This window comes from Pseudomonas gingeri, assembly GCF_013385635.1.
Lineage (GTDB): Bacteria > Pseudomonadota > Gammaproteobacteria > Pseudomonadales > Pseudomonadaceae > Aquipseudomonas > Aquipseudomonas gingeri_A.
In genome coordinates this window covers 692,385-710,007 of the sequence record NZ_JACAPR010000010.1, presented here as the reverse complement: position 1 = coordinate 710,007, position 17,623 = coordinate 692,385, and the positions used below count along the sequence as shown (strand labels likewise).

The 17,623-nt window shown below is 64.9% G+C and carries 13 protein-coding genes; 6 read left to right on the top strand and 7 right to left on the bottom strand.

What is annotated here, in order from left to right:
* The first annotated feature begins 10 nt into the window (after nt 1-10).
* Genes HX851_RS13595 through HX851_RS13575 form a run of 5 tightly spaced genes read left to right on the top strand, consistent with a single transcriptional unit; the run spans nt 11 to nt 7,729 of the window.
* Nucleotides 11-1,237 (top strand): alpha/beta hydrolase, encoded by a 1,227-nt coding sequence (locus HX851_RS13595; RefSeq protein WP_177059942.1) that lies wholly within the window; start codon nt 11-13, stop codon nt 1,235-1,237.
* 13 nt (nt 1,238-1,250) lie between these two features.
* Nucleotides 1,251-2,456: an LLM class flavin-dependent oxidoreductase gene (locus HX851_RS13590; RefSeq protein ID WP_177059943.1), complete on the top strand. Its 1,206-nt coding sequence runs from the start codon at nt 1,251-1,253 to the stop codon at nt 2,454-2,456.
* Between the two features lie 4 nt (nt 2,457-2,460).
* Nucleotides 2,461-4,017: an ABC transporter substrate-binding protein gene (locus tag HX851_RS13585; RefSeq protein ID WP_177065679.1), complete on the top strand. Its 1,557-nt coding sequence runs from the start codon at nt 2,461-2,463 to the stop codon at nt 4,015-4,017.
* A 45-nt stretch (nt 4,018-4,062) separates the two neighbouring features.
* Nucleotides 4,063-6,624, top strand: coding sequence for a TonB-dependent receptor plug domain-containing protein (locus tag HX851_RS13580; protein ID WP_177065678.1), 2,562 nt, complete (start codon nt 4,063-4,065; stop codon nt 6,622-6,624).
* Between the two features lie 19 nt (nt 6,625-6,643).
* On the top strand, nt 6,644-7,729 hold the full coding sequence (locus HX851_RS13575) for an LLM class flavin-dependent oxidoreductase (RefSeq protein WP_177065677.1): 1,086 nt from the start codon (nt 6,644-6,646) through the stop codon (nt 7,727-7,729).
* A 123-nt stretch (nt 7,730-7,852) separates the two neighbouring features.
* Here HX851_RS13575 and HX851_RS13570 read toward each other — a convergent pair whose 3' ends face one another.
* The 7 genes from HX851_RS13570 to HX851_RS13540 form a co-directional block, all read right to left on the bottom strand.
* A complete protein-coding gene (locus tag HX851_RS13570) occupies nt 7,853-9,631 on the bottom strand; it encodes a dipeptide ABC transporter ATP-binding protein (protein ID WP_177065676.1) in 1,779 nt (592 codons plus the stop codon).
* On the bottom strand, nt 9,628-10,455 hold the full coding sequence (locus HX851_RS13565) for an ABC transporter permease (protein WP_177065675.1): 828 nt from the start codon (nt 10,453-10,455) through the stop codon (nt 9,628-9,630). Before HX851_RS13565 ends, HX851_RS13570 begins: the two co-directional genes overlap by 4 nt.
* Entirely contained in the window at nt 10,452-11,510 is a 1,059-nt protein-coding gene (locus HX851_RS13560) for an ABC transporter permease (protein WP_177065674.1), read from the bottom strand. Before HX851_RS13560 ends, HX851_RS13565 begins: the two co-directional genes overlap by 4 nt.
* Nucleotides 11,503-13,059, bottom strand: a complete 1,557-nt coding sequence (locus tag HX851_RS13555; RefSeq protein ID WP_177065673.1) for an ABC transporter substrate-binding protein — start codon at nt 13,057-13,059, stop codon at nt 11,503-11,505. Before HX851_RS13555 ends, HX851_RS13560 begins: the two co-directional genes overlap by 8 nt.
* 3 nt (nt 13,060-13,062) lie before the next feature.
* Nucleotides 13,063-14,250, bottom strand: a complete 1,188-nt coding sequence (locus HX851_RS13550; protein WP_177059952.1) for an LLM class flavin-dependent oxidoreductase — start codon at nt 14,248-14,250, stop codon at nt 13,063-13,065.
* 66 nt (nt 14,251-14,316) lie between these two features.
* Nucleotides 14,317-15,048 (bottom strand): class II aldolase/adducin family protein, encoded by a 732-nt coding sequence (locus tag HX851_RS13545; RefSeq protein ID WP_017128111.1) that lies wholly within the window; start codon nt 15,046-15,048, stop codon nt 14,317-14,319.
* Between the two features lie 15 nt (nt 15,049-15,063).
* The gene (locus HX851_RS13540; protein ID WP_177059954.1) at nt 15,064-16,107 is read right to left on the bottom strand and encodes an ABC transporter substrate-binding protein; all 1,044 of its coding nucleotides are present in this window, start codon (nt 16,105-16,107) and stop codon (nt 15,064-15,066) included.
* A 277-nt stretch (nt 16,108-16,384) separates the two neighbouring features.
* On the opposite strand from HX851_RS13540, the gene HX851_RS13535 reads away from it, so the two are divergent.
* Entirely contained in the window at nt 16,385-17,617 is a 1,233-nt protein-coding gene (locus HX851_RS13535) for an acyl-CoA dehydrogenase family protein (RefSeq protein ID WP_177065671.1), read from the top strand.
* Nucleotides 17,618-17,623 lie beyond the last annotated feature (6 nt).

Sequence of the window (17,623 nt, the reverse complement as noted above, 5' to 3'; positions counted from 1 at the left end):
GAAATTGCCAATGAAACTGCCGCACTCCTTCGTCTTCGGCCTCAGTGTCCTGGCCCTGTCCATGAGCGCCTTCGCCGCCGACGCCTACGCGCCCAAGCCCGATCCGCTGCAAGGCGACGGCCGCGTCTCGGCGTTCTACACCTGGGAAAAGGCGATTCCGGCCGTCCCCGGCAAACTGCTGCGCAGCGAGCCGCTGGACAAGACCCTGAGCCTGGCGAACGCCGCCAGCGCCCAACGGATTCTCTACACCTCCACCGATGGCATCGATGACAAGACCCCGATTGCGGTGTCCGGTGCGCTGTTCCTGCCCAGGGGCACGCCACCTGCCGGCGGCTGGCCCGTAGTGAGCTGGGGCCACGGCACCGTCGGCGTGGCGGACGTGTGCGCGCCGTCCTGGCAAGGTCGCTCGTACCGCGACGTGGCCTACCTCAATCGTTGGCTGGCGGAAGGTTTTGCCGTGGTCGCCACCGACTATCAAGGGTTGGGCGTGCCCGGCGGCCATCCTTTGCTCAACAGTCGCATGGCAGCCTACGGCATTCTCGACGCCGCCAGGGCGGTGGTCGCCGGGGTACCCGGACTGGCCGACAAGGTCTTGATCGTCGGCCAGTCCCAGGGGGGAGCCGGCGCCTTTGCCGCCGCGGCCTATGCCGCGACCTACGCCCCCGACCTGGGCGTCAGGGGCAGTATCGGTACCGGGGTGATCTACACCCTCGACTACGCGAAGAACCCCAGCGAGGAGGTGCGCAACAAAGTCGACCCGACCCTGGCCTACGGTTTCTACACCCTGCTCGCCGCCCAGCAATATGATCCGAGCATCAACCCCGCCGACTTCTACACCGACAAGGCCCTGCCGATATTCGAGCAGGCCCGTACCAGTTGCCTGTTCGCCCTGGAAGGCGACGTGGAAGGCCTCGGCCTGAGCATCGCCAACACCAAGAAAGACTACAAGGGCAAGCAACTGGCGCCGTGGCTCGCACAAGTGTCATACCCGACCTTGAAAACTTCCAGGCCGATCTTCATCGGCACCGGCGCCGAAGACACCACGCCCGCCGCCGCGACCCAGGTCAAGCTGATGCAGGACGCCTGCAACGCCGGCTCCATCGTCGAAGGCCACCTGTACAAGGGTCTTGGCCACAGCGCCACGGTCAACGCTTCGCTCAAGGACTCGATCCCGTTTGCCCACAAGGTCATCAACGACCAACCGATCACCCCGATCTGCGCCCCGACCGCGCAATAAGCAGGAGGCTTGCATGAGCATCGAATTCTTCACCCGTCTGCCATTGCATGGCGAAACCCAGTTCCTGCCGGGCGATCCCCGCAATCGTGGCGACTGGCATCGCGGCGGCGCCAACAGCACCGGCGCGGTTTCCGGGTTCAGCGTGGGCGACCACTTCACCTACATCGACTACCTGGGCCAGATCGCCAAGGCGGCCGAGATCAACCACTTCGGCGGCGCGCTGATGGTCAACGCGCCCACCGGCGAAGAGCCCTGGACCGTCTGCTCGCTGCTGGCCCGCGAGACCCGCACCCTGCAGTTCGTCACGGCGTTCCAGCCCTACCACTACACCCCGTGGGTGGCGGTGCAGCAGGCGGCCACCTACCAGCGTGCCACCGGCAACCGCCTGGTGTGGAACATCATCAACGGCGGCTCGGATGCGATTCAACGCCAGGTCGGCGACTACAGCGACCACGATGAACGCTACGAGCGCGCCACCGAGTTCATGGACGTGGTCAAGGGCTATTGGCACAACGAGACCTTCCATTACGCAGGCAAATTCTACCAGACCGACGGTGGTGGCCTGCGCGGGCCATTGAAAAAAGCCCGGTTGCCGTTGATCTGCACCGCGGGTTCGTCGATTGCCGCGCGGGAGTTTGCCGCCAAGCACGCCGACTTCTACCTGATGCGTGCCGAACACCCCGACGAGATCGCCGCGCTGATCGCCGACCTGCGCCAACGCGCGTTGAAATGGGGGCGTACCGATATTCGCTTCGGCCTGTCGATTGACGTGATCACCCGCGAGACCGAAGAGCTGGCGCGCGCCGAAGCCAAGCGTTTCTTCGATGAAGGCATCGCCCGTGGCGCGGTCAAGGCCGTGGCGGCCCACGCCGGGCTGCGCACCGCGCGCAAGCTGAGCTACGAGCACGGGTTTGCGCAGAAGAGCGAAGACCAGGGCTTCGACGATTTCTTTATCCACCCGAATGTATGGACCGGTTTCGGCTATATCGGCATCCCGCCGGGCTGCGCGCTGGTGGGCAGCTACGAAAACGTGGTGGCGCGGATTCGCGAGTACAACAGCATCGGCATCGACCTGTTTTTCCTCGCCGGCTACCCGCACCTGGAAGAAGCCTATCGCCTGGGCGAGCACATCCTGCCGCACTTTCGCAGCGAACGGGCCGACCTGAGCCGCCCCCACGAGCCCGTGCGGGAGCTGCACTCGGCCAACGGCGGAGCCTGATGCCATGACTATACTGCTGAGCCGCCGGGACTTTCTCGGCTACGGCGTGACCGTCGGCGGCGGCCTGTTGCTGACCGGTTGCGGCCCGAACGATACCCCGGCGGGAACCGCCACCAGCGACCAACCGCGTTATGGCGGCCGCCTGCGCCTGGGCATCCTCGACGGCAACCAGAGCGGCAACCTGGATGCGCATAAACCGGTGGGCAGCGGCATCGTTCGCGGCTTTGCGTTGTACAGCAAGTTGTGGGAATGGGACGAGCAGATGCAGCCGCGCCTGGCCCTGGCCGAGCTGGCCGAGCCGAATGCCGACGCGAGTGCCTGGACCCTGCGCCTGCGCCCGGGCCTGGAGTTCCACAACGGCAAGACCATCGACGCCGATGACCTGATCTTCTCGATCCGCCGCCTCACCGATCCGCAACTGGCCTCGCCCTACGCGGCCCTGTTGCACTGGGTGGACCGCGACAACCTGGTCAAGCTCGACAACCGTACCGTGCGCCTGAGCTTTCGCGACGGCCGCAGCTATATGCCGCTGGCGGAAACCTGGGTCAATTTCGGCGGCATCGTGCCGGTGGACTACCATCCGGTCAGCAACCCGGTGGGTGCCGGTCCCTACAAGTTGAAGAGTTTCACCCCGGGCCAGCGCTCGCTGTTCACCCGCTTCGAGAACTACTACAAGGAGGGCAAGCCCTACGCCGATGAGCTGGAAATCATCGACTTCAAGGACCAGGTCTCGCGCCTCGCCGCATTGCGCTCCGGACAGATCGACATGGCCAATGTGCTGCCCACCGAGCAGTTGCCGATCCTGCAGAAGGACCCACGGCTCCAGGTGATCACATCGGTCACCGGCAACTGGCTGTCGTTCGACATGAACCTGGACAAGCCACCGTTCAATGACCCACGGGTGCGCGAGGCGTTCCGCCTGATGGCCGACCGCGACGAGCTGGTGCGCCGCGCCCTCAACGGCCAGGGCCGCGTGGCCAATGACTTGTATGCCCCCGGCGACCCGACCTTCAACCACGATCTCGGCCCGCGTCCCCATGACCCGGTGCGTGCCGCGCAACTGCTCAAGGACGCCGGCCAGGAGAATCTCGAGGTGGAGCTGATCACCACCCCGGGCCCGGGCTTGAGTTCAGCGCTGGTGTTGGCGGAACAGGCCAGGCGCATTGGCGTGACCCTCAAGGTCAGGCAGGTGGACCTGGCCACGTTCCAGGGCCCGCTGAAAAACGACTGGCCCCTGAGCACCGGCGGCAGCATTGGCGCACCGTTCCTGGCCAGCGCCATTCACACCGACGCACCGTTCGCGGTCTCGAACAAGACCCATTTCAACGACCCGCAATTCAGCGAACTGTTCCTCGCCGCCATGGCCCAGCCCGACCTGGAAAAACGCAAGGCCCTGGTGCACCAGGTCCAGCAGATCCAGTACGAACGCGGCGGCATGCTGATCTGGGGCTACGCCAACTTGCTCGACGGCGTTTCCACCCGCGTGGGTGGAGCCCAGGCCGAAGAGTCGCTGTTCAGCACCTGGCGCTTCGAGAAGCTCTGGCTCAAAGACCCGGCCTGATCCCACCGTTTTATCTCCACTTTCCTGACAGGAGTCGCTTCTGCCATGCGCGCTATCGCCTTGCGTTTACCCCTGCTGCTGGCCGCCAGCCTGCCGTTGCAGGCCTTTGCCGCCGATACCCAACTGCAAACCGTGACGGTGCAAGCAAGCAGCGGCGAGTCGGATGACGACGCCCTGCCCACGCGCCCGCCGACTTCGGTGTACGGCGGCACCGAGGTCAAGGTGCTCGACACTCCGCGGTCGGTGGTGCAGGTCAACGCCGAACAACTGGCCAACGGCTCGATCCACAGCGCCGACGATCTGGTCAAGTACGCACCGGGCATCACCCGCGGTGGCGGCCAGAACGCCGGCATCGCGCCACAGTTTCGCGCCCAGGGCTCCGAGATATTCCAGGATGGCCAACGCGCCTATGGCGTGCGCCACCCGGCGAACTTCAACGCCTACGAGGGTGCCGATATCGTTGCCGGCCCGTCCTCGGTGACCTACGGCTCGGTGTCCGGCAGCGGCGGCTACGTCAACTACCTGAGCAAAAAGCCCAATTTCAACGAGTTCAAGACCAGGCTCAGTGGCGAACTGGGCTCGTGGGTCCCGGACGGCACCTCGCGCAGTTCCAACAAGTTCAGCATCGACAACACGGGCCCGCTGACTGACAACCTGGCCTACCGGCTGAGCATCACCAAGCAGCGCCAGCAGGACTTCTACGACAACGTCGACAACAATTTCGACGCGTTCTACGGCGCCCTGGCCTGGCGCAACGACAATGTGCGGGTCGACTGGAACGCCAGCTACGACGACTACTACGACTACAACATCACCCACGGCTGGAACCGCGCCACCCAGGACCTGGTGGACCACGGCAAGTACTACGCCGGACGGGCCACGCCGATCATCCAGAACGGCAACACTCTGTGGTCGCCAGTGCTGGCCTCGGGCGCCGCCGATGCGCCGACCCTCGGCTGGGTGCAACGCCAGCGCAATGCCCAGGGCCAATACACGGTGGTCGACGGCAGCTTCCAGACCGCCTCGCCCAACACCCAGGCCAGCCCCGGCAGCCTGCGCGGCTGGGTGTATGACCCGACGCTGGCGGGCAACGGCGAACAGTCGCTGTCGTCGCAGACCGGACAGCGCAAGGAAGATGAAAGCAGTTCGCGGCGCTTTACCACGCAATTGCACGTCGAAGTCGACCTGTCGCCGACCATCACGCTGGCCAACAGCACGTTCTACCAGCGCTCCAGGGACATCACCGATGCCGTGGGCGCGTTCCAGGTGCAATCGAAAGACAACATCTTCGACAACCGTTTCGAGTTCCACTCACGCAACCAGGCCCAATTGGGAGGCTGGACCCTGCGGGACGACAGCAACACCGGCCTGATCTACCGCCGCGAGTTCAATCAGTCGATTGCCGCCAACAACAGTTTCGGCTCGACCATCAACGCCTATGACCTGACCCAGAATCCCTCGGGCAAGAACCCCGGCGACCTGCTGGGCCTGGACGGGTCCAACCCCGCCGGCGGCAATGGGGCGTGGATCGGCCAACCGGGCGTGCCGCAATACTCCAATTACTACGGCTGGCTCAACCTGCCGCCGATGTATGCCGCCGGGCATGGCCTGTATGCCGAGTCGGTGGCGCCCTACACCGCTGAAAGCACCTGGACCACCAAGACCCTGTTCAGCCAGCACAACCTCAAGTACGGCGACTATTTCGGCCTGAACATCGGCGCCAGCCGCAGCTGGATCGAGGCCGAGATCGACAATCCGTTCGTGCTCGCCGGCGGCAATCCACGCAAGGACAGTGACAACTACCGGCTGTTCGCCTTCCAGGTCAGCCCCTATGTGAAACCCAGCGAAAACACCACCCTGTATTACACCTTCGACCGCTCGCTGGCGGTCAATACCGGGTTCTTTTCCAACGGCCTGGGCTGGGGCAGCGGCAGTGGCGCCAACCAGCTCAACCCGCTGGCATTCCAGAGCCTCAGCGTGCTGCATGAAGTGGGGGTCAAGGTCGAGGCCGTGCCCAACCAGCTGTTCATGACCCTGGCGGCATTCAAGCAGGCCCGCGACCAGGCACCCGACAGCAATAACAACATTGCGCGCCTGCTGATCAAGGGCGTGGAAGCCACCGTGCGTTATCAACCCGATGACCACCTGCGCAGCGGCCTCAACCTGTCCAAGCTCAGTGCCTACAACGAATTCACTTCCCAGGCCGGGTTTGCCTCGGCGGGATTCATCCCCGACAACGGCACGGTATTTGGCGATAACAACAGCCTCAACCAGCGACCGTCCGGGCGCTACGACGCGGTGCAGATTCCCGAGTACACCGCCAGCGGCTATGTCGACTACCGCTTCGATTCCGGCTTTGGCGCCGAGCTTTCAGGCTGGTGGACCAGCAACTGGTACCTGAACCTGAGCAAGACGGTAAAGATCCCCAATGAATACAACCTCGACCTCGCCCTGTACTACCGCCAGCCGCAGTGGAGCACCACGCTGCGGGTCCTGAACCTGACCAACGAGCTGAACTTCGTCAGCGGCCTGGCCGGCTCCACCAACACCTTTTTGCAACCCATGCCTGGCCGCACCTTGCTGGCCCAGGTCGATTATCAATTCTGATCCGCAGCAGGAGCGCTCCATGTCCATTGAATTTGTCGGCATGATTTTCCCTCGCCAGTGGTCGGAAACCCGTGGCGTTCGCAGCCCGGATTTCGACCTCGACTTTATCCGCCACCACGCCCGCGCCCACGAGCACGCCGGCTTCGACCGCGTGCTGATCGCCAGTGGCCCCGGCAGCGCCGACAGCCTGCAGATCGCCGCTTATGCGGCAGCCCACACCGAGCGGTTGGGCTTCATGATCGCCCATCGCCCGGGCCTTACTCCACCGACGGTGGCTGCGCGCTCTTTCGCCACGCTGGATCACACCACCGGTGGCGGACGCATCCGCCTGCACGCGATCACCGGCATCACCGCCGAGCCCCAGGAAGGCGACTTCCTGCTGGACAAGACCGAGCGCTACCGGCGCACCGATGAATACCTGGAAATCGTGCGACGCACCTGGACGGCCGAAGAACCGTTCGATTTCGAGGGCAAGTACTTCCAGATCAAGGGCGCGTTTTCGCCGGTCAAGCCTTTGCAGCAACCGCATATCCCGATCTCGTTTGGCGGTTCCTCGGATATCGCCTATCAGATCGCGGTCAGGCATGCGGATCTGTATGCATTGTGGGGCGAGCCGTTGAGTGGCGTGGCCGAGCAGATTGCCAAGCTCAAGGCGGCCGCCGCCGCGGCGGGTGTGCAAGCGCCACGGGTGAGCCTGTCGGTGCGCTTGATTCTCGGAGCCACCGAGGAGCTGGCCTGGCAGCGCGCCGAGCAGATTCTGCAACAGATCAAGGCCAACCCGCAGTTTGCGGCGGGCAGTCCGTGGCAGAAGCGGATCAAGGGCACCGGTTCGGAACGTCTGCTGGCTGCCGCGGCCCTGGGCGATCGGCATGACCGTGCGCTGTGGATGCCCACCGCCACCGCCGTGGGCGCCTACGGCGACACCACGGCCCTGGTCGGCACCCCGGACACCGTGGCCCAGGCGCTGCTGGATTATGTGGACCTGGGCGTAACGACGTTCTTGAACCGGGGGTATGACCCACTGTATGACACCGTGGATTACGGACGCTGGATCATTCCGGCGGTGCGGGAGGAGGCGCGGCGGCGCCAGGCGCGAGTTGCCTAGCATCATCTGACGCCATCGCCGGCAAGCCGACTCCTACAGTGGCATGCGTGAACCGCAATTCATTTGCATGACGCTACCTCTGCAGGAGCCGGCTTGCCGGCGCTCACCGCGCAACGCTGCGACTCACGCCAACGATGGCGAATGCTCCAACAGCGTGCGCGTGTACGCGGCCTGAGGCTGATCGAGCACCCTGTCCACCGCCCCCTGCTCCACTACCCTGCCCGCCTTCAGCACCAGCACCCGGTCGGCAATTGCCCGGACCACGCCCAGGTCGTGGGTGACGAACAACAACGTCAATCCTTCGCGTTGCAACTGGCGCAACAGATCCAGGATCGACGCCTGTACCGACACATCCAGGGCCGAGGTGATTTCATCGCAGATCAACAAGCCCGGCTCGCACAACAGCGCACGGGCGATGGCCACGCGCTGGCGTTCGCCACCCGACAGGCTGTGGGGATACAGATCGGCCAGCGACGCCGGCAGCGCCACGCGCGCGAGCACGGCCTCGACCCGCTCCCGCGCTGCCGCGCCTTTCACCGCGAAGAAGTGCTCCAGCGGTGCACTCAGCGTCTGGTACACCGTTTGCCGTGGGTTCAACGCCCGATAGGGGTTCTGGAAGATGTACTGGATCTGGTGGCGCGCACTCGCATCACGCTGGCGGGCCCGCAGCGGCAAAGGGCGTCCGGCGTAGCTCAACTCGCCTTCGGCATTTTCCCCAAGACCGGCGACGGCGCGTGCCAGGCTGGTCTTGCCCGACCCGGACTCGCCCACCAGCGCCAGGCACTCGCCCGGGCGTACCTGCAACGCGATGTCGAACAACACCTGTCGATCGTAGGCGACGTTCAAGCCATCGATGGACAGCAGGGGTGGCTCGGTCTGCGTGACCAGGGGCGCAATCGGCGTCAGGGCAATGGCCTGTAGTGGCTGGTCGTGGGGCGCGAAACACGCCACTTCATGGCCCGTGGCGATTGCATGCAATGGCGGTTCGACAGCTGAGCAACCCGAGGCGAACCGCTCACAGCGCGGCCCGAAACCACACCCCCGCGGTCGCTGCCCCGGCGCTGGCGCATGCCCCGCAATCGCCTTCAGTTCCCGTCGCCCCGCGACGTCGGGAATCGCCGCCAGCAGCCCGCGGGTATAGGGATGGGAGGGTCGGCTGAACAGGGCATCCCGTGTCGCGGTTTCAACGATACGCCCGGCATACATCACCATCACCCGGTCCACCAGGTCCTTGATCACCGCCAGGTCATGGGACACGTACACCGCCGCCACCCCCTGGCTTTTGCACAGGCGACGCAGGGTGGCGAGGATATGCGCCTGGGTGCTCACGTCGAGGGCGGTGGTCGGCTCGTCCAGCACGATCAGGCGCGGACGCAGCACAAAGGCCAGCGCCAGCATCACCCGCTGCTGCTGCCCGCCGGACAGCTGATGGGGAAAGCGTCGCAGGAACTCGCGGTCATGGGGCAAACCGACATCGCGCAAGGTGTCATCGATCCGCTGCTGTTGCGCCGCATACCCGCCTCGCAACGAGTGCACCGCCAGGGTTTCACGCAACAGGATGCCGATGCGCAGCGCAGGGTTCAACGCCGTGGCCGGATCCTGGGCGACATAGCCGATCAGGCTGCCACGGGCGCGGCGCAAGGCTTCACCTTCGAGGCTCAACAGCGCCTCGCCCCCCACCCGCACCTGACCACCGACAATCCGTGCACCGCGCCGGGCGTGGGCCAGCAGCGCCGTCGCGAGGGTGGTCTTGCCCGAGCCCGACTCTCCGACCAGGCCAAGGATTTCCCCGGCCCGCAGGTTGAACGAGATACCGGATAGCACATCCACCTGCCCCGCCAACTCCACGCGCAGGTCACGGACCTCCAGCACTCCGGTATCGATTTCAGTGATGGCGTTCATGGCTGTTTTTCTCCCATCCGTGCACTGCTGCGGCCGATGCCTTCGGCGAGGATATTGGTGCCGTAGGCAAACACGCCGATCAGTACCGCCGGCGCCAATACGGCCCACGGCTGCACCAGCAGGCCGGCCTGGTTTTCATTGATCATCAGGCCCCAGTCCGCCGTGGGCGGCGCCACGCCGTAGCCGAGAAAACTCAGGCCGGAGAGCATTCCGACACCCCAGGTCAGCATGTTGCCGAAGTGCACCAGCAGCGGCGTGAGGATGTTCGGCAGGATCTCCTTGAACAGAATGCGTCGCCGCGAATACCCCATCATCTGCGCCGCCTCGACGAACTCCTGCCCCGCCACCGCTACCGCACTGGCCCGCGCCAGACGGATCACGCCGGGGATGAACGCGATGGAGACGGTCAACACGATCAGCCACGGCGCGCGCCCCAGCATGGAGACGATCAGCAGCACCAGGATCAGGTCGGGAAACGCCAGCGACACATCCGCCGACCAGGTGATCAGCTGGTCCAGCCGGCGCCGCGACAACCCCGCCAGCAAGCCCAGCGTGCTGCCCACGGCCAGGGCGATGCTGGCCGCCGCCACCGACATCCACAGCACCGACAAGCCGCCGCTGAGCAGCCGTGACAGCACGTCATGCCCCAGGAAATCATGACCCAGCCACGCGCCGTCCGCGGGGGCGCCATAGACCGGGCCGACCATGTCCGTCGAGCCATGGGGCGCCAGCCACGGCCCCAGCAGGGCAAAGGCAATCACCAGTAAGGTAATCCAGCCGCCCTTGCGGGTTTGCGGTTCAGCCAACCATCGACGGGCACTCATGCATCACCTCGGGAGCGGCGCCACCACGGGGTGATACCCCGCCGGTTGCGTTGAATCATCGTGACCCGGCGCGCGGTACGCAATTTGGGTGTGAGCAGCACGGTGAACAGGTCGGCCAGCAGGTTGATCAGCACCACCGCCAGGGTGATCACCAGCACGATCGCCTGGATCATCGGCAGGTCGCGCATCTGGATCGCCGCGTGAAGGGCCGTGCCGATACCGGGGTAGCTGAAGATCACTTCGGCCAGTACCGCGCCGCCGATCAGCGTGCGCAAGGTCAGCGCCACGCCCTGGATTGCCGGTACCAGCGCGTTGGGCAAGGTGTGGCCCCACACGATGCGTCGATGGGGAATGCCGCGCAGCCGCGCGGCAATCACATAATCGGACTCCAGGGCCTCGATCATCGCCGCGCGCACCATACGCGTGAGGTAAGGCAATGCGCCGAGGCTCAGGGCCGATACCGGCAGTATCAGAAACTTGAGCTGACGCAGCAGCGCCTGGTCGGGATCGAGGATCGACACCGCGGGCAAGAAATCCATGTGCGGCATGGAAAACAGCAACACCAGGCCAATCGCCAACAGGAATCCCGGGGTGGCCTTGAGAAAGATCAGCAACGACAGGCTCCAGCGATCCAGCCGACTGTCCCGGCGCAGCGCCAGCGCCACACCGAGTGCCAGCGCCGCCGGCACCACTACGGCGATCACTCCGGCCAACAGGGCCAGGGTATAGCCAAAACGCCCCCACAGGATGCGGCCGACCGGAGCGCCGGAATCCAGTGACACGCCAAGGTCGCCGCTCAACGCGGCGCCGAGCCAGCGCAGGTATTGCCACAGGATCGGCTGGTCCAGCCCCAGTTGGCGTTGCAGGGTCAGGATGCTTGCCAACGGCGCATCCGGGCCGAGGATCACCCGCGCCGGGTCCGAGGGCAGCGCCTGGGTGGCGATAAACACCACCAGGCTGATGACCCAGGCCGTGAGCAGGCCATAGCCCAGGCGTCCGATAAACCACGCCAGCCATGCCGGGGTGCGTGGGGAGTTGCACGAGGGCTCAGACATGGTTCAACCACAACTCGTCAAAACGCCAGGACGCGAAGGTGGTCTGCTCGGGCCCGAGGCCCCCCACCTTCACCGAGGCCGCGTCGAGCACATCGTTGAATCCCCAGATCAGCAGACCACCGCGCTCGTGCTGGATCTGCTGGGCCTCATGAACCAGGCCTTTGCGCAGTTCCAGGTCGGGTTGGGCCAGCGCCTGGCGGTACAAGCTGGCAAAGCGTGGATCATGGAAATTGCTGCGGTTGTAGATCGCCAGCGGCGCGTCGTTGTGCAGCGCCGAAGCGAGAAAGCCCCGTGCCGGTGTCGAGCCTGGCGACACTTGCCATTGCTCGCGTTGCGGACCATTGAATACGGCGCCATCGACTTGGCGGACACGCACCTCGACCCCGGCCTTTTTCGCCTGCTGGGCAAACACCAGCGCGGCGTTGACCCCGGGCCCGGGCGTGGTGGTCAGCTCCACCCGCAAATCCGTCTGCCCGGCCTGGCGCAGCAGCGAACGCGCCTGCTCCGGGTCATGGGGACGTTGCACAATCGCGTGGTTGTAGGTCGGATCGTGGGGCGAATACAGGTCGTTGGCGATGCGCCCGAAGCCGTTGAGGCCACGGTCCACCAGTTCCTGCCGATCCGCCAGCAGGCGAAACGCCTGGCGCACCCGCACATCGTCGAACGGCGGCTTGGCCAGGTTCAGGTTGAAACCGGTAAACGAGGTGCTCGGCGACACACACAGCGACAGGCGCGAATCGGCCTTGAGCAAGGCGCTGTGCTCGGCCTGCACGCCGCTGGCAACATCGATCTGCCCGGCGCGCAACGCGGCCACGCGGGACACCTGGTCCTTGAACTCGATGATTTCCAGTTCATCGGCATAGGGTTGGCCGGGCTTGTAGTAATTCTCGAAACGCGTGTACAGCGAGCGCTGGCCGGGTACGAAGCGCTTGAGCCTGTAAGGGCCGGCGCCCACCGGATTGCTGACCGGATCGTAGTCGGTGGGGACGATGCCACCAAAGCTGATCAGGGTTTCATCCAGCGGAAAAAAGCTCTGGCCCTGCTGGAAACGGATTTCGATGGTGCGCTCGTCCAGCTTGCGCAAGGCATTGCGGTCGATGGCGCCGACCAGGCCGGCAAAGGGTGAGGCCAGCTTGGGATCGGTCAGGCGCAACAACGAAAACAGCATGTCATCGGCGCCGATGCTCTTGCCATGATGGAATTCCAGGCCCGGCTTGAGGCGAATGGTCCAGGCGCTGGCGTCGGCATTCGGCTCGGCGAACTCGGCCAGGGCCAGGCGCGTGCTGACGTCGGTGTTCCATTCCCAGAACTTGCTGTACAGGGCCCAGCCACGAATGATCCCGCCGCCTACCGGTTTATGGGCATCAAGGTTGCCGGATTGGTCGCCATCGATAATGCCGACGCGCAGGCGCCCGCCACTGACGGGCTTGCCGGCCAGCACCGAAGCGCCCTGGGTGGCCGCGCCGCTATCGCAGCCACCGAGCAGCAGACCGCCGCCGATGGCCAGGCCGTGGCCGAGAAACGCCCGGCGGGAAAATCCGTCACTCATCATTCATGCCTCTTCGCGCTGCGTGGTCTTCTGCGTCACGCCCAGACGCGGCACATCGAAGCCATGGTCCAGTTCCAGCAACGGGAACAACAGATCGGCCACGCGGTGGGCTTCATCGATCAGCGGGAAACCGGACAGGATAAATGCCGAGGTGCCCTGGGCCTCATACTCGCGAATGCGTTCGGCGACCTGTTCGGCGCTGCCCACCAGGTAGGTGCCGGCGGCGGGGCCGAGGATGTTGAAACCGAACAGGCTGGGGCCGAGCCAGACGTTGGGGTAGATCTCCAGCTCACGCGCGGTCGGCAGGCGCCCGGCGCGGATGGTCTCGACGTTGCGCTGGGTCTGCGGGTCGTCGCTGTGGAAGTCGTCGAAGCTCACGCCGGGTGGCAACTGGCGCTCGATGGCATTGCGCGCGGTTTGCAGCGAAGTGCGTTGCAGCAGTTTTTCGGCGTGGGCCCAGGCCTCTTCCTCGGTCTCGCGCACGATGATTTGCAGGCGGGTACCGAAGGTCAGTTCACGACCGATCTTCGCCGCTTCGGCGGCGACCTTGCGGAACTTGTCCCCCAGCTTCGGTGGCGTATTGGCGAAACTCAGGTACACGTCGAGCAATTGCACCGAATGTTCCACGCCCGGCCCCGACGTACCGGCGCCCCACAGTGGGATGCCGGGTTTCTGGCAAGGCGGATGCCACCCTCCCAGGGGATGGCCGGCCGCGCCCGGCGCACGTGGCGCGAGCTTGACGTACTGGCCGTCATAACCGCGGGTGTCGCCGGCATAGAACCCCTGGAACGCCCGCCAGTATTCCAGGCTGAACGCATAACGCTCGTCATGGGGATAGTGCACGCCCAGCGTCGCCAGGCCGGCATCGTTGCCGTTGACCACATTGAACAGCAGGCGACCGTTGGAGAACTGGTCAAAGGTCAGTGCCCATTTGGCCAGGACCGCCGGCGACAGCTCGCCCGGGTGCTGGGCCACGAGAAAGCGCAGGCGCTGGGTCGCGTCGATCAGCGAAGCCGCCACCGCCAGGCTCTCATTGGGGCTGGAGCCGAGCAGCGAACCGTAGTAACCCAGGCGATCGCTGGCGACAGCAAGCTGCTTGAGATGCTGGAAATCGGTTTTCCAGCGTCCTTCCGGTTCCCATGGATAGGGGCCGTCGGGCGTAGTGAGGTACCAGAGAATTTTCACAGCCATGAGAAACGTCCTTGAAGTAAGCCGATACCCCCGTGGGAGCCGGTTGACCGACCCCCGCAGGCGGAACTAGTTGCGCCGGTCGATAGCCGGCACCAGGCCCAACTCCGTGGCTTGCTCGAACAGGCCGCTCATTTTCCACTGCTGGGTCAACACGCCCGGACCATAAGGGCGGGAACCACCGAGGGCATCCGCGAGCAATTGCAACTGTGCGCCCTCCTCCAGCAACAGGATGAATTCCGCGGTGGCCCGCAGCCCTTGCTTGCCCCACACGGTGGAGCCGCCGTTGGCTTCGAGGATCGCCAGGTTGAAGGGGTTTTCGGCGATCTTGTCGAGGATGAAATCCACCTCCTGCTGGCGGCGGTCGATGTACACCGGCAGTTCCCGGGCCAGCTGGTAGCGTTGCACCGGTACGTAGTGGAATGGCAAGGTGCGGTGGGTCTGGGCCCAGGCGCCAAGGTATGGCGAATGCACGTGGGACACGGTGGTCACATCCGCGTGCTGCTGGAACAGCTTGGTGTAGCGTCCCAGGCCGCCCTTGCCCTTGCCGAGAATGACATTGCCGGCAAAGTCGGTGACAGTGGCTTGCAGCGGCTTGCGGTAATTCCACGGGCCGCCGTAGTTGACCGATACCAGTAGTTCCTGACCCGGCACCCGCTCGATAAAGCCGACGGTGCCATTGGCGGTGATGGTGTTGGTTTCGCGGAATACGGTGAAGGCCTCTTCGGCTTCCAGCAGCACCTTGTCGACAAAGGCCTGCAGTTCTTGGCTGATCGGTTGGGCGTGGACAATGGCAGTCATGGGGGTTCTCCAGGTTCAGGCGCGGCGCTTGGCCAGCAGTTCATGGGCAGCTTGCAGGGGACGCGGATCGACCCAGTCGGCGATGGCAAAATCACGTTCCAGGAAGCCGTGCAGGTAGAGGAAATCCTTCTGCACACCAAGGAAGTCCAGGCGCTGGGCCGACAGGTCCGGCGCCAGGGTGGTGTGAAAATCGCCGCGATAGGCCTCGGCCACGCCGGTACTGCCGGCACGGGTTTCTTCTTCGAGAATCGCGTTCAGGCCGTCGCGATTGTTCGCCGCCCAGTCGGCGGCGTTGAGGGTCTGCGCGAGAAAGCGCACCACCAGGTCGAAGTGGTTATCCAGCAGGCTCTGGTGGACGGTGATCGGCCGCGGCGTGCCGTTGTTGATGCGGTAGCGCGGCTCGGCGATCAGGTCCAGGTCAATGCCCACCACCAGCCCCAGGCGCCGTGCCGCGTCGGCTGCCGAGGCGCCCTTGACGTACACCGCGTCGACCTCGCCACGCACCAGGTAATCCAGGCCGGACCACAGGCGCTGCAAGCCCTGGCGCGGATCGGCCGCCAGTTCCTGGTCCTGCAACGCCACTTCCACCAGTTCCACATCATCAAAGCCCAGGCCGGCCAGGCTCAGCGCGCCCTTGTAGCCGTGCAGGCTCATGGCCCGGGCGATGCTGCCGGGACGGTTGTCGCCCCAGGCCGGCAAGGCCAGGCGCTTGCCTCGCAAGTCTTCGGGACGGGTGATGCCGGAGTCCGGCCGGACCAGAATGGTCTGCCATTCCTCGATCCAGGTCAGACCGATCAGGCGGCTCGGCGCACCGGCGGCGCGGGCGGCCAGGGCCGGCACATTACCGCCCTCGCGAAACAGCCCCGGCAGGTCGTGATCGTAATGATGACGACCGAGCTGGCGGGCCTCCTGGAGGGTGGATACCGGCAGGCCGTCGGGGGCGAACTCATCGGTCAACCACCCCAGCTTGTAGGCGATGCCGGAGGCGGTCGGCACCGGGCACCGGGTAAACCAGATCTGCTCAAGCTCAGGCGTGGGCAGGACAGCGGAAAGGGTCATGGTCAGCTCCATTGAATTGGGCAAGGCAGTCCATGGGGGTATTGCAGAGGCCGTGCCAATCGCCAGAAGCCCCGGTTTACAAGGGTTTCGAGTCAACACCCGGAACACGGCTGCTGGCCTGCCAGCAGCACTGCTGCTCCTTCAGCAGTCCCCGGCGAGCACTGCTTCCCCAGCAGCACCCCGCTCACCGAGAGCCCTGTGCAGCGGGGGTTTTGGCGTTGGCGCAGAACTTGCTCAAGGCCCTTTTCACTGCCTTACGCAAACCAAGGACTGAACCATGACTACATTCGAACAGGCGCCCGTACGCCATCTACCGAGCGAGGCCGAGGCCATCGCCGCCGCCAGGGAAATCGCCGTGGAGATCGCCAGCATCGCCGCCGACAGCCAGCAGAACGGCCAGTTGCCCTGGCGCCAGGCTCAGCTGTTATCGGAAAGCGGCCTGACCGCCATCGGCGTGCCCAAGGCCTTCGGCGGGCTCGGCGCGTCGGTGCAGACCATCGTCGAAACCGTACGCCTGATCTCGGAGGCCGATGGCGGCGTCGGACAGTTGCTGCAGATTCATAACGTGATGCTGCGGGGGATTTTCAACGGTTACCCGGACGCGGTGCGTGATCGACTGGTCAGCGACGTACTGGCCGGCAAGCGTTTCGGCAACGCCCTGGCCGAGGTCGGGGGCAAGAACAAGTTCGCGCTGAAGACCCGCGTCGAACGTCGTGAAGACGGCGCCCTGGTACTCAATGGCAGCAAGTTCTACTCCACCGGTTCCTACCTCGCCGAATGGATCTCGCTCACGGCCGCCTCGGACGACGGCGGCGCGGGCGTGCTGCTCAATCGCAATACACCGGGCCTGACGCTGGTGGATGACTGGGAAGCCTTCGGCCAGAAAAACTCGGTCAGCGGCACAGTGATTTTCGACAATGTCGTCCTGGATGAAGACTTCGTTTCATGGCGCAAAGGCCCGATGAAACGCACCGGACTAACCTTCCCGCAGATTCTTCACGCGGCCATCGATACCGGTATCGCCGCCGGCGCGTTGTCGGCCGCGGTGGATTACCTCAAGCACAACGCGCGGCCATGGGTGGAAAGCGGGGTCGACCACGCCAATGAAGAGCCGCACATCATCAAGCAGATCGGCGAATACGCCGTGAGCCTGCGCGCCGCCGAATCGCTGTTGCGCGACGCGGCGCGGGTGTTCGATGCCCATAAGCAAGACCCCGACAACAAGGAACTGCAGGACGAGTTGATCCTCTCGGTGGCGACCGCCCGTGCGCATTCCGACAGCGCCTCGCTGAAGATCTCCAGCGATATTTTCTCGCTGCTGGGGGCCAGTTCATCGTTGAGCAAGTGGAACCTGGATCGCTTCTGGCGCAATGCCCGGGTGCATACCACCCACGATCCGATCCGCTGGCGCCTGCACCACGTGGGCAACTACTACCTCAACGGCGTGGACCCGGGCGAGTACACCGCGATTCTCAACGCCCGGGAAACCCAGGGTGCCACCCGCAAATAAGCAATA

Excerpts from the sequence above, each read along its gene's own strand:
- HX851_RS13545 (WP_017128111.1), bottom strand. The coding sequence starts at position 15,048 with ATGACTGCCATTGTCCACGCCCAACCGATCAGCCAAGAACTGCAGGCC.
- HX851_RS13570 (WP_177065676.1), bottom strand. The coding sequence starts at position 9,631 with ATGAACGCCATCACTGAAATCGATACCGGAGTGCTGGAGGTCCGTGAC.
- HX851_RS13555 (WP_177065673.1), bottom strand. The coding sequence starts at position 13,059 with ATGAGTGACGGATTTTCCCGCCGGGCGTTTCTCGGCCACGGCCTGGCC.
- HX851_RS13565 (WP_177065675.1), bottom strand. The coding sequence starts at position 10,455 with ATGAGTGCCCGTCGATGGTTGGCTGAACCGCAAACCCGCAAGGGCGGC.
- HX851_RS13595 (WP_177059942.1), top strand. The coding sequence starts at position 11 with ATGAAACTGCCGCACTCCTTCGTCTTCGGCCTCAGTGTCCTGGCCCTG.
- HX851_RS13580 (WP_177065678.1), top strand. The coding sequence starts at position 4,063 with ATGCGCGCTATCGCCTTGCGTTTACCCCTGCTGCTGGCCGCCAGCCTG.
- HX851_RS13540 (WP_177059954.1), bottom strand. The coding sequence starts at position 16,107 with ATGACCCTTTCCGCTGTCCTGCCCACGCCTGAGCTTGAGCAGATCTGG.
- HX851_RS13585 (WP_177065679.1), top strand. The coding sequence starts at position 2,461 with ATGACTATACTGCTGAGCCGCCGGGACTTTCTCGGCTACGGCGTGACC.
- HX851_RS13575 (WP_177065677.1), top strand. The coding sequence starts at position 6,644 with ATGTCCATTGAATTTGTCGGCATGATTTTCCCTCGCCAGTGGTCGGAA.
- HX851_RS13535 (WP_177065671.1), top strand. The coding sequence starts at position 16,385 with ATGACTACATTCGAACAGGCGCCCGTACGCCATCTACCGAGCGAGGCC.
- HX851_RS13590 (WP_177059943.1), top strand. The coding sequence starts at position 1,251 with ATGAGCATCGAATTCTTCACCCGTCTGCCATTGCATGGCGAAACCCAG.
- HX851_RS13550 (WP_177059952.1), bottom strand. The coding sequence starts at position 14,250 with ATGGCTGTGAAAATTCTCTGGTACCTCACTACGCCCGACGGCCCCTAT.
- HX851_RS13560 (WP_177065674.1), bottom strand. The coding sequence starts at position 11,510 with ATGTCTGAGCCCTCGTGCAACTCCCCACGCACCCCGGCATGGCTGGCG.